The organism is Streptomyces sp. NPDC048664 (genome assembly GCF_040650555.1).
Lineage (GTDB): Bacteria > Actinomycetota > Actinomycetes > Streptomycetales > Streptomycetaceae > Streptomyces.
In genome coordinates this window covers 48635-74008 of record NZ_JBEZHK010000038.1, presented here as the reverse complement: position 1 = coordinate 74008, position 25374 = coordinate 48635, and the positions used below count along the sequence as shown (strand labels likewise).

Here is a 25374-nt window from a genome sequence, read left to right as displayed (position 1 = left end):
TTCGGCGCTTCCGCGCTTTCCCTTTCCGGCGTTGTCGACTCTATCAGATCCTCAGTTCCCTTCGGGCCTGACTCCCAGTCAACTGGGTTTGTCTTTCCGGCTGTTGGGCCGTTCCGACGTCCCAAACCTTAGCGGATCCCCCGGGCGATTCCCAATCGAGCGAATCGAGCGGGTCGCCGTACTCCCATGAAAGCGAATTCGGGCACGCCGAAATCTTTCCCAGGGGGAGATCGAGCCGAGTGGTTGGGTGCCGCTCTCGCGGCGAAGGTGCTGCCGGAGAACCGTTACGGCTCCGTGGCAACTCGGAGAACATTACGGGTCGGCGGGTCGACTGTCAAGCGTGCCCCCGCGTGGCCCACGGCAAACCTTCGGGCCGTCAGTCGAGGTCGCTGAGCCGGCCGCCCGCGTCCGGCTGGGCGTGCTCGACGCGGCGCAGCAGCCGGGTCAGGACCTCGCCCAGCGCGGTGCGCTCCTTGGGAGAGAGGTCCTGGAGGAGGTCCTCCTCGAACACCGACGCCAGACGCATCGCTTCGAGCCACTTCTCGCGGCCCTCCGCGGTCAGCTCGATGATCACGCGGACCCGGTTGGCCTCGTCGCGCTCACGGGTGACCAGGCCCTCGCCGACCATGCGGTCGATGCGGTGGGTCATGGCGGCCGGAGTCAGGCCGAGCCGCTTGGCCAGATCGCTCGGGCCCAGACGGTAGGGCGCGCCGGAGAGGACGAGGGCCTTGAGGACCTCCCACTCGGCGTTGCTGATGCCGAGCCCCGAGGTCTGCCGGCCGTAGGCGACGTTCATGCGGCGGTTGAGCCGGGACAGCGCCGAGACGATCTGCTCGACCTGGGGGTCCAGGTCCTGGAATTCGCGCTGGTAGGCGGCGATCTGTTCATCGAGTGTCGGCTCACTGGCGCCGGGGGTGTCGCCCATGGACCGCAGTATGGCACGCACTCGCTTGGCATTGAAGTTCTTCGGCGTGTACAGTTTAGGTTCTAAGTTTAGCTTCGAAGTCTTCAGAGGTAACCGCTTCAGAGGTAAGACCTACCGGTCCGAACCAGCCGACGCGGCCCTCCTTCCTAGGGCAGGTGAACGTGACCAGGGCAATGGGCGCAGCGATGCGCCGGATTCATGTGGGCAACGCACTCAGCGCGTTCGGCCTCGGCTTCACCGTCCCGTACCTGTACGTCTATGTGGCGCGGGTGCGGGATCTCGGTGCTGTGACGGCGGGTCTGGTACTCGCCGTCTTCGCCGTGGCCGCACTCGTCGTGCTGCCGTTCGCCGGGCGGGCCATCGTCCGACGGGGTCCGCTTCCGGTGCTGCTCGCCGCTCTGGTCTGTGCCGCTGCCGGCTCGCTGAGCCTCGGCCTGTCGGGTGGCACGGTGAGCGTGCTGCTGTCGGCGGCGCTGCTCGGCGCCGGCCAGGCGGTGATGCAGCCCGCGCTGGCCACGATGATCGTCGACTGCTCGGTCACGGAGACCCGGTCGCGGGCGTTCGCCATGCAGTTCTTCCTGCAGAACCTGGGACTCGGCGTCGGCGGCCTGATCGGCGGCCACCTGGTGGACACCTCGCGGGCCGCGTCGTTCACGCTGCTTTTCGCGATCGAGGCCGCGATCTTCCTCGCGCTGGCCGTGATCATGTCGACCGTCCGGGTGCCGCACGCGCCGGAGATCGGCTCCGACGCGCCGCAGGGCGGCCGGTCGAGCTGGCGGCAGCTGCTGGGCAACCGGGTCATGGTGCAGCTGTGCGTGCTGGGCTTCGTGCTGTTCTTCGCCTGCTACGGGCAGTTCGAGTCGGGACTCAGCGCGTACGGCGTCGAGGCCGCGGGCATCTCGACCTCCGCGCTGGGCACGGCGCTGGCGGCGAACACGCTGATGATCGTGGTCGCGCAGTTCGCGGTGCTGAAGTTCGTGGAGCGGCGCAGGCGGTCCCGGGTGATCGCGGCCGTCGGACTGATCTGGGCCCTCGCCTGGGCCGTCGCGGGGTTCGCGGGGCTGGGGCAGAGCAGCCAGACCATGGCCACCGCCGCGTTCGTGTCGACGTACGCGCTGTTCGGGCTGGGCGAGGCGATGCTCTCGCCGACGCTCGCGCCGCTGGTCGCGGATCTCGCGCCGACCGGCATGGCGGGCCAGTACAACTCGGCGTTCGCCCTGGTCAAGCAGCTGGCCCTGGCCGTGGGGCCGGCGGTGGGCGGTCCGCTGGCCGCGTCGCTGCCGGGACCGTACGTCGTGACGTTCCTGCTGTTCTCCCTGGGCATCACCGTCCTGGCCGTCCGGCTCGGCCGCCGGCTCACCGAGGCGCAGAACCAGCCGTCCTCGGCGAGGAGCCGGGTGGTGGCGCAGAGCGCGTCCGGCGCCCAGGATCTGGCGGAGGTCGGCGCGTCGGGCGCCTGAGCCGGCCGCGCCGGGGCTCCGGGGGCACGGCTCTCACGGCAGCGCGAACTCGCACCACACCGCTTTCCCGCCGCCCGGCGTCCGCCGCGACCCCCAGGTGGAGGCGATGGTCGCCACGATCGCGATGCCCCGCCCCGCCTCGTCCGCCGGCTCCGCGCGCCGGCGGCGGGGCAGTTGGTCGTCCCCGTCCGTCACTTCGACGATCAGGCGGCGGTCGGTCCGTCTGAGCCGCAGCTTCATCGGCGGGATGCCGTGCTGCAGCGAGTTCGCGACCAGTTCGCTCGCGGCCAGGACCCCCAGGTCGTGCAGCTCGGTCGGGAAGCGCCAGCTCGTCAGCACCCCGGAGGCGAAGGCACGCGCGCGGGGCGCTGCCTCCACCCCGCCGAGCAGTTCCAGGGCCGCGTTGCGGAACAGGTCGCCGTCGGGGCCCGTGCGCGCCGGGTGCTGAAGGACCAGGACCGCCACGTCGTCGTCGTGGTCGGCGGTGACACCCGCCGAACGGACCAGGCGGTCGCAGATCACCTGGGGTGTGCCCGTGGCGCCCGAGAGCGCGCGCTCCAGGGAGGCGATGCCCTCGTCCAGGTCGGCGTCGCGGCGCTCCACCAGACCGTCCGTGTACAGAACTGCCGTGGCGCCGGGGCCGAGCGGGACCGAGCCCGACGCGTGGATCCAGCCTCCGGTGCCGAGCGGCGGCCCGGTGGGCTCGTCGGCACGCAGGACGGCTCCGCTCTCGTCGCGGACGAGGATCGGCAGATGACCCGCCGAGGCGTACACCAGCCGCCCCTCGTTCGGATCGTGGATGGCGTACACACAGGTCGCGATCTGGTTGGGGTCGATCTCCGTGGCGAGGCCGTCCAGAAGCTGGAGCACCTCGTGCGGGGGCAGGTCGAGGCGGGCGTAGGCGCGCACCGCCGTGCGCAACTGGCCCATCACCGCCGCGGCCCGCACGCCGCGGCCCATCACGTCGCCGATCACCAGCGCGGTGCGGCCGCCGCCGAGGGTGATCACGTCGTACCAGTCGCCGCCGACCGCCGCGTCCGTGCCGCCGGGCTGGTAGGTGGCGGCAATGCGCAGGTCGTCGGGCTGTTCGAGTTCCTGGGGCAGCAGGGAGCGCTGGAGGGTCACCGCGGCGTGGCGCTGCTCGCGTTCGCCGGCTCTCAGCCGTTCGGCGGCCTCGGCGTGGTCGGTGACGTCGGCGGCGAAGACGAGCACACCCCCGGACGGCTCACCGGGGACCTCCACCGGGGTGCAGGTGACGGTGTAGAAGCGGCCGCCGGAGGTCTTGCGGGACTTGGCCGTGCGCGGCTTGGAGCTGCGGAGGACCTGGTCGAGGAGCGGGAGGAGCCCGAGTTCGTCCAGCTCGGGGAGCGCCTCGCGGGCGGGTGCGCCGGGTCTGCGCTCGCCGAAGGCCGCCGTGTAGGCGTCGTTGACGTACGCGATGCGGTGGTCGGGGCCGTGGACCAGGGCGACGAGGGCCGGGATGCGGTCGAGGACCTCACGCACCGGCAGTTCGTCGACCGCGGGCGCGTGGGTCGCCTCGCCGGTGAGCCGCTCGGCACGGGCCGCGGGCACGGCACCGTCACCTCGCCTGTCCGGGGCGAGGTCGGGCTCGGTCCGCGCTGCGGCGCGGCGCTGCGTTCCGGGGAGCCGGGCGCTCCAGCGCGTGAAGTTCACCGATTCCTTGCCTCGTCGTTGTCGTCGCCGGCCGGCTCCGGATCCGGGCAGGGGTCCGGTCGGGGTCCCGGAGCCTGCCCCGGAGGTACGGCACCGTGGGGGAAAGCCTGTGGATGCGGCCCCAGGCGGGGATCGGCCCGCCCAAGGTCATGGACCAGTCTGGCCGACCGGACCGGTATTCGTCAGACGTCGGCCCTTCCGGCGAAGTTCCTGGATCCGGTCAGGACGACCCCTTCGGGTCTTCAGAAGGCTTTCCTCCGGCCGCCAGTTCGAACTCCGCACGGGGATGTTCGAGGGAACCGAGCGAGACGATCTCCCTCTTGAACAGTCCGGCCAGGGTCCATTCGGCCAGCACACGGGCCTTGCGGTTGAGGGTGGGCACCCTGCTGAGGTGGTACACGCGGTGCATCAGCCAGGCGAGGTACCCCTTGAGCTTGCGCCCGTAGACGTGCGCGACGCCCTTGTGCAGCCCCAGGGAGGCGACGGAGCCGACGTACCGGTGGGCGTAGGTGTCCAGGGGCCGGCCGCGCAGCGCGTGCGCGATGTTGTCGCCGAGGACCCTGGCCTGGCGCACCGCGTGCTGGGCGTTGGGCGCGGTGTGCGTGCCGGGTTTCTCGGCGGTGACGTCGGGGACGGCCGCCGCGTCCCCGGCCGCCCACGCGTGCGGGATGCCGTCCACGGTCAGCTGGGGGGTGCACATGAGGCGGCCCTTGCCGTCGAGCGGCAGGCCGGTGGCCGCGAGGACCGGGTGCGGCTTCACCCCGGCGGTCCACACCAGGGTGCGGGTGGGGAAGCGCGCGCCGTCGGAGAGGACGGCCACGCGGTCGACGCACGACTCCAGGCGGGTGTGCAGGCGTACGTCGATGTTGCGGCGGCGCAGTTCGGTGACCGTGTAGCGGCCCATCTCCTCGCCGACCTCGGGAAGGACGCGGTCGGAGGCCTCCACGAGGATCCACTTCATGTCCTCGGGCGCGACGTTGTGGTAGTAGCGCGCGGCGTAGCGGGCCATGTCCTCCAGCTCACCGAGCGCCTCCACGCCGGCGAACCCGCCTCCGACGAAGACGAAGGTGAGGGCGGCGTCGCGGATCGCGGGGTCGCGGGTGGAGGAGGCGATGTCCATCTGCTCGATGACGTGGTTGCGCAGGCCGATGGCCTCCTCGAGGGTCTTGAACCCGACGCCGTGTTCGGCGAGACCGGGGACCGGGAGGGTGCGGGAGACGGATCCGGGGGCGAGGACGAGCTCGTCGTACGCGATCCGCTCGGTCCGCCCCGTCTCCTTGGTGGCGAGTGTCGAGAGGGTGGCGGTGCGCCGGTCGTGGTCGACGGACGTCACCTCGCCGACGACCACCTGGCAGCGGTCCAGGACCCGGCGCAGCGGGACGACCACATGGCGCGGCGAGATCGCGCCGGCCGCCGCCTCGGGCAGGAACGGCTGGTACGTCATGTACGGCTCGGGCGAGACGACCACGATCTCGACCTCGCCCCGACCCAGTTCGGCCTTCAGTCTTCGCTGGAGGCGCAGGGCCGTGTACAGGCCGACGTAACCACCGCCGACGATGAGGACGCGCACGCGCTCGGGTGGGTCGGGGGGCGTCCCCGGATGGTTTGCAGCCGTCACCGTCCCATGACGCACCCGACCCCGCGGGTTTGTCCACAGCCGGGGCGCATCGTGTGACGGGACGGCGAGGTGGGACGGACTTGGCCGAATTAGCCACATGCGCCAAGAACGCCCAGGTCAACAGGGGTGCACAGGGGGACGTGCGACGGGTCGAAGGGGACGAATCCGGCCCGTACTCCGATCGGGGGGCGCTCTGTGCGGAACCTGCCCCTTCTGAATTGACCCCTACTCAACTATGTTCGTATGCCGACGAGGTGTGGGGGAGATGGACTCCATGGGTCCGCGATGTGCGGGCCCCATCACGTGGGACGCTCGTTTCCCGCGCTTCGACCTTCATTGGCGGGACGTGTCTCCGGGGGGAGACGACATGACCGGGGGATCGCTCATGCATATTCAGGACGCTCATTGGTCTGCCGCGTCCGCCGTCGCGACGGCGGGCACCATGACCGCAACCGCGACCGGCGCGCGCGGGGACAGCCGTATGGACGGCCGTCTGGACAGCCGCGGGGACACTTCGCGGACGACACCGCTGCGCGTGGACGCCCAGCGCAATCTGGAGCACGTGCTGCGCGCGGCACGCGAGGTCTTCGGTGAACTCGGGTACGGCGCGCCGATGGAGGACGTCGCGCGGCGCGCCCGCGTCGGCGTGGGCACGGTGTACCGGCGCTTCCCCAGCAAGGACGTGCTGGTGCGGCGCATAGCCGAGGAGGAGACCGCCCGGCTGACCGACCAGGCGCGCACCGCCCTGGGCCAGGAGGACGAGCCGTGGTCGGCGCTGTCGCGCTTCCTGCGGACCTCGGTGGCGTCGGGCGCGGGGCGGCTGCTGCCGCCCGACACCCTGCGGGTGGGCGTCGCCGAGGAAGGCGCCGAGGACACGGGCGAGCAGCCGGCGGCGGACGAGACGCTGGTGCCGCCGCAGCGGCCTCAGCCCGCGACCGAGCTGCGGCTGGTCCACAGGCAGTCCGAACCGGACGCGGACGACTCGGGGACGGCGACGCTGCTGGAGGTCGTCGGGCAGCTCGTGGAGCGGGCGCGCGCGGCGGGCGAGCTGCGGACGGACGTCACGGTCGCGGACGTGCTGCTGGTGATCGCGACGGCGGCGCCCGCGCTGCCCGACGCCGCCCAGCAGGCGGCGGCCTCGGCACGGCTGCTCGACATCCTCCTGGAGGGCCTGCGCTCCCGCCCCACGCCCGTGTGAGCGGTACGCCCGGGCAGCGCGACACCGGTCGGGCATCCCGTCCCCGAGGCGCCATGCCCGGCCGAGGGCCCGGAATCACCGACGGGGGTCGCTGACCACGCACCCCGTCCCCAGCACGCACGCCCCGTCCGGCCACCGACCGGACGGGGCGGCTGTGTGAGGCGGCACGGCGGACGGCGGCCGGGGATGACGACCCGGCCCGGGTATCGCGCTCATCGACCGGGCATCACGGCCGGGGGACGGGGATCCCGCACGGGGGACGGGGTGTGCGTGCGGAGGCCGCCTTAGTCGAGCCCGCGGCACCTGGCCACAGGCCGCAGGCCGCCGATCCCGCACGAGGGGGCGGGTCGTGCGTGCGGCGGGGAGCCGGATGTCACTCGTTCCGGTGATGGGGGTTTGGGCGATGGCGGGGGTGGGCGCCATCGGTCGGGGGTTCCAGGCTGCGCGGACGTCGTTCCCGGGGAACGCGCGGTGGGCCGTACGAGTGTTTTCGGGCAGGTACCGGTGTGGCACGCTGACCGCTGTTCGGGAGTGGGTCGGGCAGGCGGCGGGGCTTTCCACGATGAGCGTTGACGGGCAGGACGAGTCACCGGGCGGCGGCGCGGAGGTCTCGCGGCGCGTGCCGGGCCAGGACACGCCACCCGCGCACACGGCGGGCGCGGACGCGGCGCCCGGGATCGGCCTGCCGACGCAGCGCGGACGCGGTGCGCTGCCGCCCTCGGACGCCGAACTGATCGTGGGGATGCGCGACGGGGACGACACGGCGTACGAGGAGCTGTACCGGCGCCACGCCGAAGCCCTGCGCCGCTACGCCCGCACCTGCTGCCGCGACACCCACACGGCGGACGATCTGACCGCCGAGGTCTTCGCCCGCATGCTCCAGGCGGTGCGCGCCGGTTCCGGCCCCCGGTACGCCGTGCGCGCGTACCTGCTGACCACGGTCCGCCGGGTCGCCGCCACCTGGGCGAAGTCCTCCCGGCGCGAACAACTGGTCGACGACTTCGCGGTGTTCGCCGCCCAGTCCGCGCGCCTCTCCAAAGAGCCCGGCACCGCGCCCTCCCCCGGCGGCTTCGGCGGCGACGCGGAACCGGGCGCCGACGTGCGGGCGCTGCACGAGGCCGAGCAGTCGATGGCCAGGGCGGCCTTCCGTTCGCTGCCCGAGCGGTGGCAGGCCGTGCTGTGGCACACGGAGGTCGAGGAGGAGTCGCCGAGCCAGATCGCCACCTTGTTCGGGCTGGACGCCAACGGGGCCCGGGTGCTGGCCAGTCGCGCCCGTGAGGGCCTCCGGCAGGCCTATCTCCAAGCCCATGTGAGCGCCGCGCTCGTCGCCGACGAGGAGTGCGCGCGCTACGCCGGTCAGCTCGGCACGTACGCCCGCCGCCGGCTGCGCACCCGGGCCGAGCAGGGTCTGCGCAAGCATCTGGAGGAGTGCGCCCGGTGCCGGCTGGCCGTGACCCAGATCGAGGAGATCGCGAACGGCATTCCCGCGGTCGTACCGGTCGCGGTCATCGGCTGGTTCGGTGCCACCGGGTACGCCAAGGCCCTCGCGCTCATCACCGGAGGTGCCGGTACGGCCGCGGCCGGAGCCGCGGCGGGCGCGGGGGCCACGGGTGGCGCCGCCGGTGGGGTCGCCACGGCGGGCGGCGGCTCCGCGGGCACGGGCACGGGGGGTGCCGGCGCGCTGGTCAAGGGGCTGAGCGCCCCGTGGCAGGCCGGGATCGCGGCCGGTGTCGTCGCGGTGGCGGCCACGGTGATCGCCCTGGCGACGGTCGGCCACCACGCGCCGGTCACGGACCCGGAGGCCAGACCGCCCGCGCCGCGAGCCGTGGAGTCCCGGGCCGCCACACGGTCCCCGCAGCCACCGCCGACGCCCACGCCGAAGGACACCCCGGCCGTCCCCCGGCCGCCCGCGACGACGCCGGCACCGGCAGACACCCCCGCCTCGGCCACCGAGCCGGTCGCGGTCCCGGTCGTGGACACTCCCCCGCCGCGTCCGGCGCGCACCACCCCGAGCGCCACGCCCTCCCCGACACCGACACCGACACCGAGTCCGACTCCGAGTCCGACTCCGACGCGGCCCCCGTCGCCCGCGCCGTCCCCGCCCGCCGCCGCGGTCTTCTGGTGGAACAGGCTGCCGTACGACGTGACAGCGGATCTGCTGCCCGACCGCGGCGACCGCGGCGGGCCCGTGATGCGGCTGCGGGAGAGCAGCTGGGTCTGGCGGCGCTGGGGCATGCGGATCGGGGACAAGCGCTACGGCCGCGGGGTGACCGTCCAGGGCGCGTCGTCGGTGGTGATCGAACTCAACCGCCCCTGCTCGTCGTTCGACGCGCTGACCGGCGTGGACGATCTGACCGCCGAGCCGGGCGAGGTGCGGTTCTCGGTGTTCCTCGACGGGGTACGGGCCTGGCAGTCACCGCCGGCCGCCGACGGTGACCCGGCACTGCCCGTCCACATCGGGCTCACCGGGCACAGGACGGTCCGGCTGGTCGTGGAGCCGCGTACCCGGCACGGCGGGCAGGCGCTCGTGGACTGGGCCCAGGCGCGTTTCACCTGCTCGTAGCCGCGAGGCTCCCGCCGTCGGTGGGGGACGCGCCCCCGGACAGCCGCTCCAGGTCCCGCAGCGCCGTCTCATGGGTGAGCCGCACGCCGACCGCCTGCTCGGCGTCGAAGCGGTCCCCGCCCAGGGCCGCGCGCGCCGCCTCCCTGATCCGCTCCGCCTGCGAACGCTCGGGCTCGGGCCGCGGGTACGCGCCGCGCCGGCCGTCCGCCGCGGCGAGCAGCCGGACGGCGGCGGCGTGCTCGCCCATCGACGCCAGGACGGTCGCCGTGCTGTCCAGGACTCCCGCCGTCACGGCCTCCGCGCACCGGTTCACCACGGCCACGCGCAGCGCCTCGACCAGTTTCGGCAGTCCGGACCGGGGACCGGCCTCGGCGGCGGTGACGAGCCCGTCGACACAGTGGACGGCGGCCAGGAACTGCGGAGGGGGCGACCCCCGCAACGCCTCCGTCCGCGCCCGCCGCCACCACTCCCGCGCCCGGCCGTGCTCCCCCTCCTCCAGCGCCAGGTACGCGCGGAGCAGGTACACGAACGCGCGGGCCTCCTGGACGCCGTACCGGTCCGCGGCGGCGTCGGCCCGGTCCAGGGCCTAGCGCGCGGCCGTCCGCCGGCCCTGGCGGTAGGAGATCTCGCCGAGCCGGGCGAGCAGGAACGGCGTCTCCGCGTACGCCCCCACCTCCCGGGCGAAGCGCAGCGCCTCCTCGTACTCCCCCGTCGCCTCCTCGAACGCGCCGCGCCCCATCGCCGTCTCCCCGGCCGCGCTGCACACCTGGGCCCGCATCCAGCGATCCCCGACACGGCGGCTGATCGACCGCAGCTCCGCGAGGTCGTCGTCCACGTCCGGCAGGCCGCCCAGGGAGTCGACCAGGACGTGCGTGCGCAGCATCAGGGTGGCGCCGACCTCCCAGTCACCGCCCAGTGCACGGCAGTTGGCGACCGTCATGTCCAGACCCTCGCGGACGTCGTGGGTTTGACCCATGGGGTAGGTGATGAGCGGCCAGACGACGCCGGGCAGGCAGGCCGCGTCCGGGCCGCCGCGCGCGAAGTGCGCGCGGACCGCGGCGACGTACTCCTGCGCGCGCTCACCCAGCAGGGTGTCGGCCGTCGCGGACTCCGCGAGCAGGAACAGGTGCAGCAACCGCAGCCTCATCCGCATCGAGTGGAGCGGGTGCTCCTCCTCGGGGCGGGTCGGCGCGTGGTACGCCTCGACGGGGTCGAAGGGGGCCGGGGCGGAGCCGTCCGGGGAGGTCGCGGGCGGTGCCGTGAGGCTCAGGACGCGGCTCACCCGGTCGACGCCCTCGCCCCGGAAGCCGCGCAGCCACCAGAACCAGCCCGTCGCGAGAGCGATGGCCCCGGCCTCCTCCTCCGCCCCGGCGGCGACGGCCCGGCGCAGACCGGTGCGGATGTTGTCGAGTTCCGTCTCCAGCCGTGCGATCCAGGGGAGTTGGTCGCCGGAGCGCAGTTTCGGGTCGGCCTCCTCGACGAGCGCGCGCACCCATGCGCGATGCCCGCGCTCCGCCGCCTCGCGCACCTCGGGCGTCTCGGCGGCCCGCTCGGTGGCGTACTCGTGGATCGTCTCCAGCATGCGGTAGCGCATGCCCGTGCCGTCCTCGCCCGTGGAAGGGGTCGCCACGAGGAAGGACTTGTCGACCAGGGAGCCGATGAGGTCGGCGGCGTCAGGTGTGCACACGGCCTCGGCGGCGGTCAGGTCCCAGCCGCCCGCGAAGACGGACACCTCGCGCAGCAGCCCGCGCTCCCGCTCGTCCAGCAGGTCCCAGGACCAGTCGACCACCGCGCGCAGGGTCTGCTGGCGGGGCAGGACCGTACGGCTCCCCGAGGTGAGGAGCTGGAAGCGGTCGTCGAGACGGTCGGCGATCTGCCGGGGGGTGAGCATCCTCAGCCGGGCGGCGGCCAGTTCGATGGCCAGGGGAAGACCGTCCAGGCGGCGGCAGATCTCGTCCACGGCCGCCGTGTCCGCGACGGCGGCGGCCTGGGAGGCGGCGCGCTCCAGGAAGAGCCGGCGCGCGGGATCGGGCGGCAGCGGCTCGACGGGCCGGACCGTCTCGCCCGGGACCCCGAGGGGTTCGCGGCTGGTGGCGAGGATCGTCAGGTCGGGGCAGTGGGTCAGGAGCGTCTCCGCGAGTGCGGCCGCGGCGTCGACGACGTGTTCGCAGTTGTCGAGGACGAGCAGGTCGGCGCGCGGCGCGCAGTGCTCGATCAGCAGGGCGACCGGGTCGTCGTGCGGTGCCGCCGACTCGTTGGTCATCAGGACCGTCTCGCGCAGCCCGAGCGCGCTGACCACGGCGGCCGGGACGGCCTCCGGGCGGTCGAGCGGCGCGAGTTCGACCATCCACGCCCTCGGCTGCCCGGCGGCGGCCGCCTCGGCCAGCCGGGTCTTGCCGGAACCACCCGGTCCGGTGAGGGTGACGAGGCGGGAGGTGCGCACGTCGGCCCGGAGGGCGTGCAGTTCGGCTTCCCGGCCGACGAAGGAGTTCAGGCGGGGGCGGATGTTGCCGGTGCGGGGGGTGGGGGCGGGGGTGGGGGCCCCTGACGGCGGGGCGGGGGCGAGCAACTCCGCGTGCAGTGACTGCAGTTCGGGGCCGGGGTCGGTTCCCAGGCCGTCCGCGAGCCTGCGACGCAGCCGCTCGTACGCCGCGAGGGCGTCGGCGGCACGGCCGGTGGCGCGCAGGGCGCGGAGGAGGAGGGCGTGCACGGGCTCGTCGTACGGATGGGCCGCGGCCAGTTCGGTCAGTTCCGGTACGACGTCGGCGGCGCGCCCCAGGCGCAGGTCGGCCTCGGCGCGGGCGCGGGTCGCCGTCAGGCGCAGCGCCTCGGGGCGCACGGCCGCGCTGCGGTCGGGCAGGTCGGCGAGGGCGGGGCCGCGCCACAGGGCGAGGGCCTCGCGCAGGTCGTGGGCGGCGGGTGTGCGCGTCGCCGCGGGAGAGGGCCGAGGTGCCGCGCTCGACGAGGTCCTCGAAGACGAAGAGGTCCACGGCGTCGCGGGCGGCGACGAGGCGGTAGCCGCCGGGTTCCTGGGCGACGGCGTCCCTGCCGAGGGCGCGGCGCAGGCGGCCCACCAGGGCCTGGAGTGCGGCGAGGGCGTCGAGCGGTGGGGTGTCGGCCCAGATCTCGTCGATCAGGGTCTGGTGGGTGACGGGGTGGTCGGGGTGCAGGGCCAGGGCGGTGAGCAGGGTGCGGAGCCGCTGGCCGCGGAGGGGGAGGGGGGTGCTCTGGTCGTCCTCTGCTTGGGCGGGGCCCAGGATGGTGTAGCGCACGGTTCATTGTCGCGCGTTGTCCTGGGTGGGGGGGCGTTGTCCGGTGCGGGTGGGTGGGGGCTTTCGCGCAGTTCCCCGCGCCCCTATCGGGGGGGGGTGCTCGGGTCCGTTGTCGGGTGCGGGTGGGTGGGGGGACTTTGCGCAGTTCCCCGCGCCCCTATCGGGGGGCTCGGGTCCGCTGCCTGGTGCGGGTGCGTGGGCGGATTTTGCGCAGTTTCCCGCGCCCCTATCGGGGGCCTGGGTCCAGGGCTTTTTCTCGGGGGGTGATTCCTGCGGGGACCGCTCGGGTTCTTGCCGGGGTGCCCGTCCAGCAGGTGCCGCGGCGCGCGAGCAGGCGGCGCAGCCACAGTTCCAGGGAGACCAGGTCCGCGAGGCCGTCCAGGGGGAGGGGGGCGCCGCCCGCCGCGGCGCGGACCGCCTTGCGGACCACCCGGGCCTCCACCAGGCCCGCCTCCGCCAGCAGCGGGGTGTCGAACAGGGCCATGAGGGAGTCCGCGGCCACCCGCAGGCCGGTCCGGGCGGCGGCCTGGGCCACGGCGTGCGTGGGCGCCCCCCAGCCGGGCGGCAGGCCGGCGACGCCCGCGCCCTCCAGCACCGCGCGCAGGATCGCTGCCCGCGCCCCCGGCTGCACCCGCAGTGCCTCGGGCAGCGCACGGCCGGCGCGGACGACCTGGTTGTCGAGGAACGGCGCGTGCAGCCGCTGGGAGCGGATCTCCGCGGCCTGCTCCAGTACCCGCAGGTCCGCCGCATGCCGGGCGAGCGCGGAACGCGCGCGGAAGTCGCCCGGGCGCTGTCCCGGGCCCGCCGTGGTGCGGCCGGCGGCCAGCTGGAGGCGAACCGATACTTCGGCGAGGGCCTCACCGGTCAGCCAGCGTGCCGCCGGCCCCGGTCTCGCCCAGGTGAGTGCGGCGAGCGACGCCTCCACCGCGCCCTGGGGCTCGTCGAAGCGGCGCTGCATCAGCCGTTCGGCGAGTTCGTCGAGGCCGGTCCGGTACGGCGTGCGGGCCAGTCTTCGCGCCGCGCCGTACACGCGCGCCGGGACCGTGACCGAGCCGTCGGCTCTCGCGAGCGCGGCCACCGGGCGGACGAGATGGCGCCGTTTGCGGTCCATCAGCAGGTCGGCGAGGCGGGCCGGGTGCGCGTCCAGGACCTGGCGGGCGCCGTGGCCGGTGAAGTGGTCGGCGCTGCCCGCCGCCAGCCGCGCCCGGTGCCGTGCCGCCGTCACCAGGCAGGGCCCCGGCTCGTCGGTGAGCGGGCCCGCCAGGTCGACGTAGGGAAGGACGTCCTCCCCGCCGGTGACCACCACATGGTGCAGCCGGGGGTTCGCCGCGAGCGTCCCGGCCCGTTCGAGCTCGGTCTCGCGGCCGCGTACGGCGAGGTCGTTGAAGGTGACGGCCAGCAGGCGCTCTCCGGCGCCGGTGCCGTGCCCGAGGACCGTCCCCGGCATCCCGGGGAGCCCGGCGGCGAGCAGCGCCAGCGTGCCCGAGGCCGGCCCTCCGGAGAGGTCGGCGCCGATCCCGGGCACCGGCATCCCCCGGGCGGCGCGGCGTTCGGCGGGCCCCATCCCGGGGACCGGGCCGGGGTCGATGTCGGCGCCGGGGACGTGCCGGGGGGCCGAGAGGCGCGCGCGTACGGCGCCCACGAGGGCGTCGCGCACCGCGGCGACGGCGGCGGTGGGATCGGTGACGGGCGCCGCGACCGCGAGGGAGGCGACGGGTTCGTATCCGGCGATCTCCCGCGCACCCGCCCGCAGGACGAGCGCGTGGCCGGGCGGGATGCGCCGCACCCCGTCGTACGGGGTCGAGTCGTGCAGCGCGGCCGGTACGTCGGGGGCGGCGAGCAGGGCCGCGAGGTGCCCGAAGTCCAGGTTGGCCTCGATGAGGTCGGCGAGCGGGAGCGCGGCGGTCGCGTAGGCCGTGCCGCCCGCCCAGGGGGTGTGGAACACGGGCCGCGCGCCGGCGAGGTCGCCGCACACCGTGAGCCTGCGTCCCACCTGGACGACGGCGGTGTAGCTGCCGGGCCAGGCGGTGAGATGGCGAAGTGCCCCTCCGCGGGCGGCGAGCAGGCCCCCGCGCAGTTCCTCGTCCGACGCCCCGCAGACGCCGAGGACCGCGATCCGGGTCTGTGCGTCGCCCTTGACGATCCGCACCTCGTCCGGGCGCCAGTCGCCGACCGCCCACAGCGGATCCGGGTCCCCCCACAGGAGTTGGGAGCCCACGGGGTGCACGGTGCCGCCGTCGTCGTGTCCGAAGGCGCCGTCCGGTCCCGGCACGGCGGGTCTCGCGGCGGCGCTGCTCCACCCCACCAACCACCGCATCGACGCCTCCACAGGCTGTGGACAACCAGTGCACCGGATGAACGGCTACATGCTGCCACGAAGAACGCCTGCCGGAGGGTCCCCGCCGCGACCTGTGCGCCCCTGAACGCGCCTTCGAGGAGCCCCCCGTGAACCGGCCAACTCGTCTCACGTGAACAGGCGTCGACAGGACGGGGCGCGGGTGCCATGGCGGAGGCGGCGACCTGAATGCGCCCCCGAAACACTCCCCGCAAACGCCTTTCGCGCCGCCAAGAGTCATGGTGGGAGGCCTGATCGCCCGCCGGGCCGACCAACGACATTCGGCCAAATCGACTACGCACCAGCGGGGTTGGGCACGCTCCGTACAGGATCCGCACCGGGTCCGCGCACCGCACGGTCCGGGAGGCGGAGCTCGCCCCCCGGACCGGTCCGCCGCCCGCGGGGATGGGGCGGCGGTATCCCCCAGCCCGCTGGATCCAGTACAGCGGGCCGACCCACGCGACACCATCGAACCGCCCCCGCGTCCGCCGCAGGAGAGCGCACGGACGGGCGCATGGCCACACACCGGGAGCACGTCACCACCCTCCGTGCCGAAGTCCGGGCCACAATCCCGCCATCCGGATTTACGCCCCTTAACGCATGGGATGCGGCGAACTACGCTGGGTTTACGAATGCCGGGCGGTTATGCCATCGCCGCGGCAGCCGTCTGTGTCGAGGGGTGGCGCATGTCCAGGGAGCAACGCGGGCCGAACGAGAAGCTCGGCGCCGTTCTCGCCCTCGCGGGAATCAGCAACGCGGGACTCGCCCGCCGTGTCAACGACCTCGGCGCCCAGCGCGGGTTGACGCTTCGCTACGACAAGACGTCGGTGGCGCGCTGGGTGTCGAAGGGCATGGTGCCGCAGGGCGCCGCGCCGCATCTCATCGCCGCGGCCATCGGCCAGAAGCTCGGCCGCCCGGTACCGCTGCACGAGATAGGGCTGGCGGACGCGGACCCCGCGCCGGAAGTGGGCCTCGCCTTCCCCCGGGACGTCGGCCAGGCGGTGCGGTCGGCGACCGAGCTGTACCGCCTCGACCTCGCGGGCCGCCGGGCCGGCGGCGGTGGCATCTGGCAGTCACTGGCCGGATCCTTCGCGGTCAGCGCCTACGCGACGCCCGCCTCCCGCTGGCTGATCACCCCCGCCGACAGCTCGGTGGCCCGTGACCCCGCGCCCGGCGACGGGCCGGCGGCGGCGCTGAAAGTCGGCCACAGCGACGTCCAGAAGCTGCGCGAGGCCGCCGAGGACGCCCGGCGCTGGGACTCCAAGTACGGGGGCGGGGACTGGCGTTCGTCAATGGTGCCCGAATGCCTGCGGGTGGAGGCGGCCCCGCTGCTGCTCGGCTCGTACTCGGACGAGGTGGGCCGGGCGCTGTTCGGGGCGAGCGCCGAACTGACGCGCCTCGCCGGCTGGATGGCCTTCGACACGGGCCAGCAGGAGGCCGCCCAGCGCTACTACATCCAGGCGCTGCGCCTGGCGCGCGCCGCCGCAGACGTCCCCCTCGGCGGCTACGTCCTGGCGTCCATGTCGCTCCAGGCCACCTACCGCGGCTTCGGCGACGAGGGCGTCGACCTCGCCCAGGCCGCCCTGGAGCGCAACCGCGGCCTGGCGACCGCCCGCACCATGAGCTTCTTCCGGCTGGTCGAGGCGCGCGCGCACGCGCGCGCCGGCGACGCCCAGGCGGCGGGCACGGCCCTGAAGTCCGCGGAGGGCTGGCTGGAGCGCGCCCGCGACGGCGACCAGGACCCCAGCTGGCTGGGCTTCTACTCGTACGACCGCTTCGCGGCCGACGCCGCCGAGTGCTACCGCGACCTCAAGGCCCCGCGCCAGGTCCGCCGGTTCACCGAGCAGGCCCTGTCCCGGCCCACGGAGGAGTTCGTGCGCTCGCACGGGCTGCGCCTGGTCGTGTCGGCGGTCGCCGAGCTGGAGTCGGGCAACCTGGACGCGGCGTGCGAGCAGGGGGTGCGGGCGGTGGAGGTCGCGGGCCGCATATCGTCGGCGCGCACCACCGAGTACGTCCGTGACCTGCTGCACCGGCTGGAGCCCTACGGCGACGAGCCGCGCGTGGTGGAGCTGCGGGAGCGGGCCCGCCCGCTGCTGATGACGCCCGCCTGAGCGCGTCGTCCGCGGGAGCCTTCGGCGCCCACCGGGCCGGCGGACCCGACGGGGCCGTGCGACCTGCGCGATCTTCCGCGCGTCCCGGGTTTGAGGGCATTGTCGGTGGCGCAGTGCACTATCGGAACCGGGAGGTGGAACAGGTGCGGGAGATCGGCCACGACTGTGACGTGCTGGTGATCGGCGGCGGGATCGTCGGCCTGTCGACGGCGTACGCCCTCACGCGCGCCGCGCCCGGTACGAGGGTGATCGTCCTGGAGAAGGAGCCGGGCCCGGCCCGGCATCAGACGGGGCGCAACAGCGGGGTCATCCACAGCGGGATCTACTACCGCCCCGGCTCCCTCAAGGCGCGGTACGCGGTGCGCGGCGCCGCCGAGATGGTCAAGTTCTGCGCGGAGTACGGCATCGCCCACGCCGTCACGGGCAAGCTGATCGTCGCCACGGAGCGGGAGGAGCTGCCGCGCCTGCACGCCCTGGTCCAGCGCGGCCGGGAGAACGGCATCGCGGTGCGGGAGCTGGGTCAGACCCAGATCGCGGAGTACGAGCCCGAGGTCCGGGGCCTGGCCGCCATCCATGTGGGCACCACCGGGATCTGCGACTACGGGGCGGTGGCCCGGCAGCTGGGCGAGGCCTCCGGCGCCGAGATCCGGTACGGCGCGCGGGTGGTCCGGATCGACCGGCGCCCCGCGCTGGGCGTCGCCGTGCGCACGGCGGACGGGACGGTCCTGCGCGCCCGGGCGCTGGTGAACTGCGCGGGCCTGCAGTGCGACGAGGTGGCCCGGCTGACCGGCGACGACCCGGGGATGCGGATCGTGCCGTTCCGGGGGGAGTACTACGAGCTGGCGCGGCCGGAGCTGGTGCACGGGCTGGTGTACCCGGTGCCCGACCCGGCGTTCCCGTTCCTCGGGGTGCATCTGACCCGGGGCATCGACGGCGGGGTCCACGTGGGCCCGAACGCGGTGCCGGCCCTGGCCCGCGAGGGGTACGACTGGACGGTCGTACGCCCCCGGGAGCTGGGCGGGACGGTGGCCTGGCCCGGCTCGTGGCGGATAGCGCGGCGGCACTGGCGGTACGGGGCCGGCGAGCTGCGCCGGTCGGTGTCGAAGACGGCGTTCACCGAGGCGGTGCGCCGGCTGCTGCCGGGCATCGAGGCGGACGACCTGGTGCCGGCGCCCGCGGGGGTGCGGGCACAGGCGGTACTGCGGGACGGGACGCTGGTGGACGACTTCCTGATCCGGGAGGCCCCGCGGACGGTGCACGTGCTGAACGCCCCGTCCCCCGCGGCCACCGCCTCCCTCCCCATCGGCAGGGAGATCGCCCGCAAGGCCCTGGCCGCGCTGAACCGGGCCTGAACCCCGTGCCGGGTCGGCGAGGACGCGCACCCCGGGGGCACCGCGCGGCGCCCCTTACCATGGAGGGCACTGTGTCTGAGTCCCTCGCATCCGTTCCCCAAGACCACGCGACCGTGCCCGGTGGCGCCCCCGGCGCGCGCGACCTCGACGCGGCCGTCCGGCACCCCCGTGCCAAGGGCGAGCCGCGCTTTCCCGACGGCCCCCAGGCCGACCCGGCGGGATCGCACTTCGAGCGCCGTATCCGCAGCTTCCAGCCGCGCCGCAGCCGGGTCACCGCCGGACAGGCGGAGGCGATCCAGCGGCTGTGGCCCCTGTGGGGTCTCGACATCGACGGGCAGCGGCGGGTCGACCTCGCGGAGCTGTTCGGGAACACCCGTCCCGTCGTGCTGGAGATCGGCTTCGGCATGGGCGAGGCGACCGCCCGCATGGCCGCGCAGGACCCGGACACCAACATCCTCGCCGTCGACGTCCACACCCCCGGGCAGGGCCATCTGCTCAACCTCGCCGACCGGAGCGCGCTGGCCAACGTCCGCGTCGCGAACGGCGACGCGATCATCCTGCTCCGCGAGATGCTCACCCCGGACTCCCTCGCCGGCCTGCGCGTGTACTTCCCCGACCCCTGGCCCAAGAAGCGCCACCACAAGCGGCGCCTGATCCAGCCCGAGTTCCTCAGCCTCGCCGCCACCCGCCTGGCTCCGGGCGCCCTGGTGCACTGCGCGACGGACTGGGAGCCGTACGCCGAGCAGATGCTCGACGTGCTCACGGCGCACCCGGACTTCGAGAACACCGAGCCGGGCGGCGCCTTCACGCCGCGCCCCGACTTCCGGCCACTGACCCGTTTCGAGGGACAGGGACTGGAAAAGGGACATGTCGTGAACGATCTGCTGTTCCAGCGCGTACCGCACCAGGACCGCTCCTTGGCCGGCGACTGAGCGCCACGGGCCCACCACCAGGCACCGTCGCGGACGGCGCCCCTGTCTCGTTAGGGTCGATGCCGTGGCCACCGTTCCCCCGTATCCGACGCGCCCCGCCGGTGCACCCGGTGGGCCGCCGCCCGGAGACCCGTACACAGCCCCGTACACCACGGCCCCGTATCCGACGGCCCCGTACGGACCCCCGTCCGGGCAGGCGTACGGCCCGGTGGACGGCCCCGTGCACTGGTGGCAGAAGCGCAGGGTGGGCTACGCCGCGCTGATCACCCTGCTCGCGCTGTGCGGTCTCGTCATCCTCGCCCTCGTACGGCAGCAGACCGGCACCGAGGGCTTTCTGGTGGGGCTCGGACTCGCGGTCCTGCCCGTGCCGCTGCTGGTGGCCGCGTTCCGCTGGCTGGACCGGGTCGAACCGGGCCCCTGGCGCGACCTCGTCTTCACCTTCGCCTGGGGGGCGTGCGCGGCGGCGCTCATCGCGATCGTCGCGAACAGCTTCGCGACGAGGTGGATAGCGACCGCCACGGCCGACCCGGCAGGCGCGAACACGCTGGGGGCGACCCTCGTCGCCCCCGTGGTCGAGGAGTCCGCGAAGGCGGCGGCCGTGCTGCTGGTCTTCCTCTTCCGCAGACGCGACTTCACCGGGATCGTGGACGGGGTCGTGATAGCCGGGGTCACCGCGACCGGCTTCGCCTTCACCGAGAACATCCTGTACCTGGGCATGGCGTTCGGCACGGACCGGATGACCGGCGGCGGGGGGATCACCTCCGCGACGGCCGGGACCTTCTTCGTCCGGGTGGTGATGTCCCCCTTCGCGCACCCCCTGTTCACCGTGTTCACCGGGATCGGCTTCGGTGCCGCGGCGCTGTCCGCGCGGCGCCGGCGGGTACGCCGGGTGCTGCTGCCGGCGGTCGGGCTGCTGCTCGCGATGGGCATGCACGCCCTGTGGAACGGGTCCTCGTCGTTCGGGGACTACGGCTTCCTCGCGGTCTACCTCTCGTTCATGGCCCCCGCGTTCGGACTGCTGACCTGGCTGGCCGTCTGGACCAGGCAGCGGGAGCTGAGGACCGTGCGCGAGGAGCTTCCGGCGTACGCGGCGGCCGGGTGGCTGGGGCCGGTGGAGCCCTTCACCCTGGGCTCGATGCGGGCCCGGCGGCTCGCCCGCCAGTGGGCCGGACGGCACGGCGGCAGGGCGGCGGCCCGCGCGGTCGCGCAGTACGAGGCCTGCGCGACGTCGCTGGCGTTCCTGCGCGGGCGCGGCCGCCGGGGCAGGGCGGACGCCGACTTCGTCACGCGGGAGCGGGAGCTGCTCACCGAACTGTGGGCGCGACGGGAGGTGGCCCGGCCGGCGCTCGCACAGGCCGCGCGGGCCATGACACCGGTGGCGCCCCTGGTCGTGCCGCCACCGGCCGGGGCGATGTACGGCTACGCGCCCGCCCACTGGGCACCGCCGCACGGCCCGGTGGCGGTGCCCCACCAGCCGCCGTACCCCGCGCACACCGTCCCCACGGCGCAGCCCGGCCACATCCCGTACCTCGGCTACATCCCGCAGCCCGGCCACGCCTGGCGCCCCGGCCAGAGCCCGGGAACCGACCCGGTCCCGCAGCCGGTCCAGAACAACCCGTATCGCGGCTGAGCGCGGCGAGGACGCCGCGTCACGGCCGGGCGGCAAGGTGGAGCGGGGCGTCGGGGCGGGTGGGGTGCGTCAGGCGAGGCGGGTCAGGCGGAGGCCGCCGTCAGTTTCTCCGTCTCCTCCTCCGTCAGGGCGAGATCGGCCAGCGCCAGCAGGGCCGGCAGTTGCTCCGGCGTCCGCGCGGAGGCGATCGGGGCCGCCACCGTCGGCCGGCCGGCCAGCCACGCCAGGGCCACCGTCGCGACCTCCACCTCCCGCTCCGTCGCGATCTGGTCGAGAACCGCCAGGACCCGCTGGCCGCGTTCGGTCTCCAGGTGCTTGCCCGCGCCCTGCGCCCGCTGGGAGTCCACCGTGACGCCCGGCCGGTACTTGCCCGTGAGGAAGCCGGACGCCAGCGCGTAGTACGGCATCGCCGCGAGGCCCGCCCGGGAGGCGACGTCCTGGAGCGCGCCCTCGTACGTGTCGCGGGAGACCAGGTTGTAGTGCGGCTGGAGTGCCACGTACCGCGCCAGGTTCTCGCGGTCGGAGAGGTCGAGGGACTCCCGCAGCCGCTCGGCGGAGATGTTGGAGGCGCCGATGGCGCGCACCTTGCCCGCCCTCACCAGCTGGTCGAGCGCGCCGATGATCTCCTCGACGGGGACCTCGGGCTCGTCGAAGTGCGTGTAGTAGAGGTCGATGTAGTCGGTGCCCAGCCGACTGAGCGAGGCGTCGGCCGCGGCCCTGATGTTGGCGGCGGACAGACCCATGTGCTCGGGGTGCCGGGCGACCTTCGTGGCGACGACGACGTCCGCGCGGTTGCCCCGCGCCTTGAGCCAGTTGCCGATGACGGTCTCGGACTCGCCGCCCCGGTGGCCGGGGACCCACGCCGAGTACGCGTCGGCCGTGTCCACGAAGTTGCCGCCGGCGGCGGTGTAGGCGTCGAGGACGGCGAAGGACCGCGTCTCGTCGGCGGTCCAGCCGAAGACGTTGCCGCCGAGCGAGAGCGGGAAGACCTCGAGGTCGGAGGAGCCCAGTTTGCGGAGAGAAGTCATGCTCTACGACAACGCGCGAACCGGTGAGAAGTTGTGCGGGGCGGCAGCAAAGATCACGCAAACAAACGGATCGTCACGTTCCGCCCCCGTGGGCGCCCGCCGGGGCGAGGGCACGGGGGCGGAAGGAGCGTGTCAGGGGTTGAGGCCCCGGCCCTGCAGCCAGGCCAGCGGGTCGATCGCGGCGCCGCCGTTCGGGTGCACCTCCAGGTGCAGGTGTGGACCCGTCACGTTGCCGGTCGCACCCACCCGCCCGATGACGTCGCCCGTGGTCACCTTCTGCCCGACGCTGACGTTGATCGAGGACTGGTGGCAGAACCACAGCTCCGTGCCGTCGTCCAGGGTCAGGATCGTCCGGTAGCCGTACGAACCGGCCCAGCCCGCCTCGGTGATGGTGCCGCCGTGGATCGCCTTGATGAGCGTCCCGGTGGGCGCGGCGAAGTCGAGGCCGGTGTGGTAGCCGGAGGACCACATGGAGCCCGCGTCGCCGAAGTGCGAGGTCAGGGTGTAGGAGGAGGTCGGCAGCGTGTACTGCTTGGCGAGATCGGCCAACTTCTTGGCCTCGGCCGCCTTCTTGGCCTCCGCCTCCTTCTTGGCCGCGTCGGCCTTGGCCACGGCCGTGTCCTGCGCCTTGGCCGCCTCGGCGGCGGCCTGCTTCACGGCGGCGTCCTGCGCCACCCGCGCGGCGACGGCGGCGGCCTGGTTCTGCCGGGCCTCGGCCTGCTGCATGATGCGGGCGCGCAGCGCCTCGGCCGCGCCACCGGAGGAGTCCGAGGCTGCGTCGTCGGCCGTCGCGGTCGCGGAGTGCCCGGCGGTGCCGGCGTCCTCGCTGATGAGTTCCTTGGCCGAGTGCGTGAGCGAGGACAGGTCCGGCATGGAGAGGGAGACCGGCGCCTTGCCGGTCTGGGCGCTGGCCATGCCGCCCGCGCCGACGGCCGCTATGACGCCGACGCCGAGGACGGTGGAGCTGCGCGCGAGCCCGCCGCCACGCTGCTTGCTGACGCGGTGCCGGCCGCGCACGGGACGGAGGGAGTCCTCGGTGGGGTTCCACTCCTCCCAGGGGCCCTCGTCCGCGCCGGGCGCGAAGCCGAACGTCTGGGGGTCGTTCGGAGCGAACGAGGTGCTCTGGGCAGGCCGGTTGGACGCCACGTGGGCGCACTCCTTTCCTTCCGTCTCGCCTACCGGGTTAGCTGACGGGTTCGGAGAGGAAGGTCTCCTACGCGCGTATACCGGCCGTGTTGCGCACACGGCGATACCCGCTCGATTCACCCCAAGGTGGTGGTTCCCCGGTTCCCTCGCGGGATTCGGCACACGCGCACGGAGCCGTCTCTTGTGACGGCTGGGACAACCGCGCTGCGTTATCGAACGTTAATAGACTCGGGGCCCTGATTCCAAGCGGTTCCGAGAGATCCTTAACGCCGTTGGCCAGGACTTTCAGGCCACGACCTACCCAAAAAGGGCGAGTTACCCCCGCCCGGTAAACCTCCGGCGGGATGACGGTTCGTCAATCGTTACGCGGAGAGCCTCCGGGTCCGCGCCCGTCGTGATAACGATCAAGAACGCGCGGACGCCCCCGAAGCGACCTCGGAGGTCCCGGAGGCTTCCGCCGTCCCGGAGGCCTCGGACGCCTCGGGGCGGCGTACGGCGAGCAGGGCCATGTCGTCCGTCGCGCGGCCCTTGGTGTGCCGGGCGACGTCCTCCACCACGGCGGACAGGAGGGCGCCGGGTCCGGCGGTGGCCCGGCCGGCCAGCCGGACCGCGGGGTCGTAGAACTCGCCGCGCGCGTCCCGCGCCTCGGAGACGCCGTCCGTGTGCAGGAGCAGCGTCGCCCCGGGCGGGAACTCCCGCTCCTCGGCCCGGTCGGGCCAGACCCCGAGGTCCCCCATGCCGAGCGGCAGCGCGCTCTCCCCCGCCTCCAGCACGCGCAGGGTGCCGTCCGGCGACAGGAGCAGGGGGGAGGGGTGGCCGCGGTTGACGATGCGGACGGCCCCGCCGCCGTGCGGGATCTCCACGAGCACCGCGGTGGTGAAGCCCTCGAACGCGTCGAGCCCCTCCCGCCGGGCGCCCTCGCGCGACAGCGCCCGCTCCAGGCGCTGGGCGACGGCCTCCAGCGTCGTCTCCTGCTCGGCCGCCTCCCGGAAGGCGCCGAGCAGCACGGCGACCGCGGCCACGGCCCCCATCCCCTTGCCCCGCACGTCCCCGACGATCAGCCGCACACCGTGCGGGGAGTCCTGCACGGCGTACAGGTCGCCGCCGATGAAGGCACCCGCGTGCGCCGCCTCGTAGCGGGCGGCGATGTCCAGTCCGCCGATCCGGGCGGCCGGCTCGGGCAGCACGGCGCGCTGGACGGCGCCGGCGATCTCGCGGGCGGAGGCGAGCCGCTCGTTCTTGCGGCGTACGAGCACGTTGAGCAGGACGGCCAGGACGGCGACGGTGACGATGGTGACCGTCTCGGTGACCGACCCGGCGTGCCCGGCGGAACCGACCCCGAGGCGGGCCCCGAGACGTGTCCCGAGCACGGCGAGGATCGCGGCCACCCCGATCAGGACGGTGCCGCGCAACGTGTACAGGGGCGCGGCGACCAGCGGTGCGGCCGTGAAGAGGGGGCCCGCCGTGACGTCGGAGGGCGTCAGGCAGTCGTAGCCGGCGCCCACGGCGATCAGCAGCGCGGGCAGGGCGGACAGGAACGCCCGCGCGCACCGGACGCGACGCGCCTCGCCGCCGCCGGCACCCGCGCCACCCGCACGGCCTGGAGTGTCGCGGCCGTCCCGCCTGTCGGCGCCCGGGGAGCCGTCGGGCCCGGGGGAACCGTCCGGCCCGGGATCGCCGGACGGCCGGCCGCCGTCCGCCGGCCGGTCCGGTCGATCTCGTCGGTCTTCTCGGCCCTGTCGGCCCTGTCGGTCGTGGAACGTCTCGACGTACCGCGCACCTGCTTGCTGCACCACCCGTACAGGTTTTCCGGAAGGTGGGCGGAAGGCGACCGCTGTGGGCCGGCCGGAGTACGGGCGGCCGGAGCGGGGACGACGGCCCCCGGAAACGGTCCCCGGAAACACGAAGGGCCGGAGCCCTTTCGGACTCCGGCCTTCGCGTTCAGTAGCGGGGACAGGATTTGAACCTGCGACCTCTGGGTTATGAGCCCAGCGAGCTACCGAGCTGCTCCACCCCGCGTCGGTGAAACCAGTGTACGTCATCCGCGGGGGCCGACGCACACTCGTTTCCCACGCACCGTCCCCGACCAGCGGATCGCGGCGCCCGAGGGGGCCGCGGCCCGGGTGGGGG

Annotated in this window: 14 protein-coding genes, 1 tRNA gene, 1 pseudogene and 1 riboswitch; of the genes and pseudogenes, 7 read left to right on the top strand and 9 right to left on the bottom strand. The window is 74.2% G+C overall.

What is annotated here, in order from left to right:
- Positions 1-376 precede the first annotated feature (376 nt).
- Complete coding sequence (locus tag AB0C59_RS30805) at positions 377-925, bottom strand: MarR family transcriptional regulator (RefSeq protein ID WP_363010401.1); 549 nt, start codon at positions 923-925, stop codon at positions 377-379.
- Between the two features lie 173 nt (positions 926-1098).
- Between AB0C59_RS30805 and AB0C59_RS30800 the strand changes: the two genes are divergently transcribed.
- The gene (locus AB0C59_RS30800; RefSeq protein ID WP_363010413.1) at positions 1099-2385 is read left to right on the top strand and encodes an MFS transporter; all 1287 of its coding nucleotides are present in this window, start codon (positions 1099-1101) and stop codon (positions 2383-2385) included.
- Positions 2386-2418: 33 nt separating this feature from the next.
- Here the strand turns inward: AB0C59_RS30800 and AB0C59_RS30795 are convergent, their stop codons facing one another.
- Positions 2419-4059, bottom strand: a complete 1641-nt coding sequence (locus tag AB0C59_RS30795; RefSeq protein ID WP_363010399.1) for a SpoIIE family protein phosphatase — start codon at positions 4057-4059, stop codon at positions 2419-2421.
- A gap of 220 nt (positions 4060-4279) precedes the next feature.
- Complete coding sequence (locus AB0C59_RS30790) at positions 4280-5629, bottom strand: NAD(P)/FAD-dependent oxidoreductase (protein WP_363010397.1); 1350 nt, start codon at positions 5627-5629, stop codon at positions 4280-4282.
- A gap of 433 nt (positions 5630-6062) precedes the next feature.
- Between AB0C59_RS30790 and AB0C59_RS30785 the strand changes: the two genes are divergently transcribed.
- Together AB0C59_RS30785 and AB0C59_RS30780 are read left to right on the top strand one after the other, a co-directional pair.
- Positions 6063-6875, top strand: a complete 813-nt coding sequence (locus AB0C59_RS30785; protein WP_363010395.1) for a helix-turn-helix domain-containing protein — start codon at positions 6063-6065, stop codon at positions 6873-6875.
- Between the two features lie 562 nt (positions 6876-7437).
- On the top strand, positions 7438-9438 hold the full coding sequence (locus AB0C59_RS30780; RefSeq protein ID WP_363010393.1) for a sigma-70 family RNA polymerase sigma factor: 2001 nt from the start codon (positions 7438-7440) through the stop codon (positions 9436-9438).
- On the opposite strand, the pseudogene AB0C59_RS30775 reads toward AB0C59_RS30780, so the two are convergent.
- Together AB0C59_RS30775 and AB0C59_RS30770 are read right to left on the bottom strand one after the other, a co-directional pair.
- Positions 9425-12710 (bottom strand): annotated as a pseudogene (locus tag AB0C59_RS30775) (BTAD domain-containing putative transcriptional regulator). The gene AB0C59_RS30780 and the pseudogene AB0C59_RS30775 overlap by 14 nt on opposite strands.
- A gap of 226 nt (positions 12711-12936) precedes the next feature.
- Entirely contained in the window at positions 12937-15027 is a 2091-nt protein-coding gene (locus AB0C59_RS30770) for an asparagine synthase-related protein (protein WP_363010391.1), read from the bottom strand.
- 704 nt (positions 15028-15731) lie between these two features.
- On the opposite strand from AB0C59_RS30770, the gene AB0C59_RS30765 reads away from it, so the two are divergent.
- The 4 genes from AB0C59_RS30765 (at position 15732) to AB0C59_RS30750 (ending at position 21070) form a co-directional block, all read left to right on the top strand.
- Positions 15732-17156, top strand: coding sequence for an MFS transporter (locus AB0C59_RS30765; protein ID WP_363010390.1), 1425 nt, complete (start codon positions 15732-15734; stop codon positions 17154-17156).
- A 134-nt stretch (positions 17157-17290) separates the two neighbouring features.
- The gene (lhgO, locus tag AB0C59_RS30760; protein ID WP_363010411.1) at positions 17291-18508 is read left to right on the top strand and encodes an L-2-hydroxyglutarate oxidase; all 1218 of its coding nucleotides are present in this window, start codon (positions 17291-17293) and stop codon (positions 18506-18508) included.
- Between the two features lie 113 nt (positions 18509-18621).
- On the top strand, positions 18622-19440 hold the full coding sequence (gene trmB, locus AB0C59_RS30755) for a tRNA (guanosine(46)-N7)-methyltransferase TrmB (protein ID WP_363010409.1): 819 nt from the start codon (positions 18622-18624) through the stop codon (positions 19438-19440).
- A 208-nt stretch (positions 19441-19648) separates the two neighbouring features.
- Complete coding sequence (locus AB0C59_RS30750; RefSeq protein WP_363010407.1) at positions 19649-21070, top strand: PrsW family glutamic-type intramembrane protease; 1422 nt, start codon at positions 19649-19651, stop codon at positions 21068-21070.
- Between the two features lie 83 nt (positions 21071-21153).
- On the opposite strand, the gene AB0C59_RS30745 is transcribed toward AB0C59_RS30750, so the two are convergent.
- The 4 genes from AB0C59_RS30745 to AB0C59_RS30730 all read right to left on the bottom strand — a co-directional run bounded on the left by AB0C59_RS30745 (position 21154) and on the right by AB0C59_RS30730 (position 25263).
- A complete protein-coding gene (locus AB0C59_RS30745; protein ID WP_363010388.1) occupies positions 21154-22098 on the bottom strand; it encodes an aldo/keto reductase in 945 nt (314 codons plus the stop codon).
- 132 nt (positions 22099-22230) lie between these two features.
- Positions 22231-23244: a M23 family metallopeptidase gene (locus AB0C59_RS30740; RefSeq protein WP_363010386.1), complete on the bottom strand. Its 1014-nt coding sequence runs from the start codon at positions 23242-23244 to the stop codon at positions 22231-22233.
- Between the two features lie 11 nt (positions 23245-23255).
- A riboswitch (cyclic di-AMP (ydaO/yuaA leader) is annotated at positions 23256-23415 on the bottom strand.
- A 233-nt stretch (positions 23416-23648) separates the two neighbouring features.
- Positions 23649-25040 carry a PP2C family protein-serine/threonine phosphatase gene (locus AB0C59_RS30735; protein WP_363010384.1) on the bottom strand — a complete coding sequence of 464 codons (1392 nt, stop codon included), beginning with the start codon at positions 25038-25040 and terminating at the stop codon, positions 23649-23651.
- Between the two features lie 149 nt (positions 25041-25189).
- A tRNA-Met gene (locus AB0C59_RS30730) sits at positions 25190-25263 on the bottom strand.
- Positions 25264-25374 lie beyond the last annotated feature (111 nt).

What these genes read in the sequence shown, in the direction of transcription:
- AB0C59_RS30805 (WP_363010401.1), bottom strand. Translation starts at nt 925, where the DNA reads ATGGGCGACACCCCCGGCGCCAGTGAGCCGACACTCGATGAACAGATC.
- AB0C59_RS30800 (WP_363010413.1), top strand. Translation starts at nt 1,099, where the DNA reads ATGGGCGCAGCGATGCGCCGGATTCATGTGGGCAACGCACTCAGCGCG.
- AB0C59_RS30785 (WP_363010395.1), top strand. Translation starts at nt 6,063, where the DNA reads ATGCATATTCAGGACGCTCATTGGTCTGCCGCGTCCGCCGTCGCGACG.
- AB0C59_RS30780 (WP_363010393.1), top strand. Translation starts at nt 7,438, where the DNA reads ATGAGCGTTGACGGGCAGGACGAGTCACCGGGCGGCGGCGCGGAGGTC.
- AB0C59_RS30770 (WP_363010391.1), bottom strand. Translation starts at nt 15,027, where the DNA reads ATGCGGTGGTTGGTGGGGTGGAGCAGCGCCGCCGCGAGACCCGCCGTG.
- AB0C59_RS30765 (WP_363010390.1), top strand. Translation starts at nt 15,732, where the DNA reads ATGTCCAGGGAGCAACGCGGGCCGAACGAGAAGCTCGGCGCCGTTCTC.
- AB0C59_RS30745 (WP_363010388.1), bottom strand. Translation starts at nt 22,098, where the DNA reads ATGACTTCTCTCCGCAAACTGGGCTCCTCCGACCTCGAGGTCTTCCCG.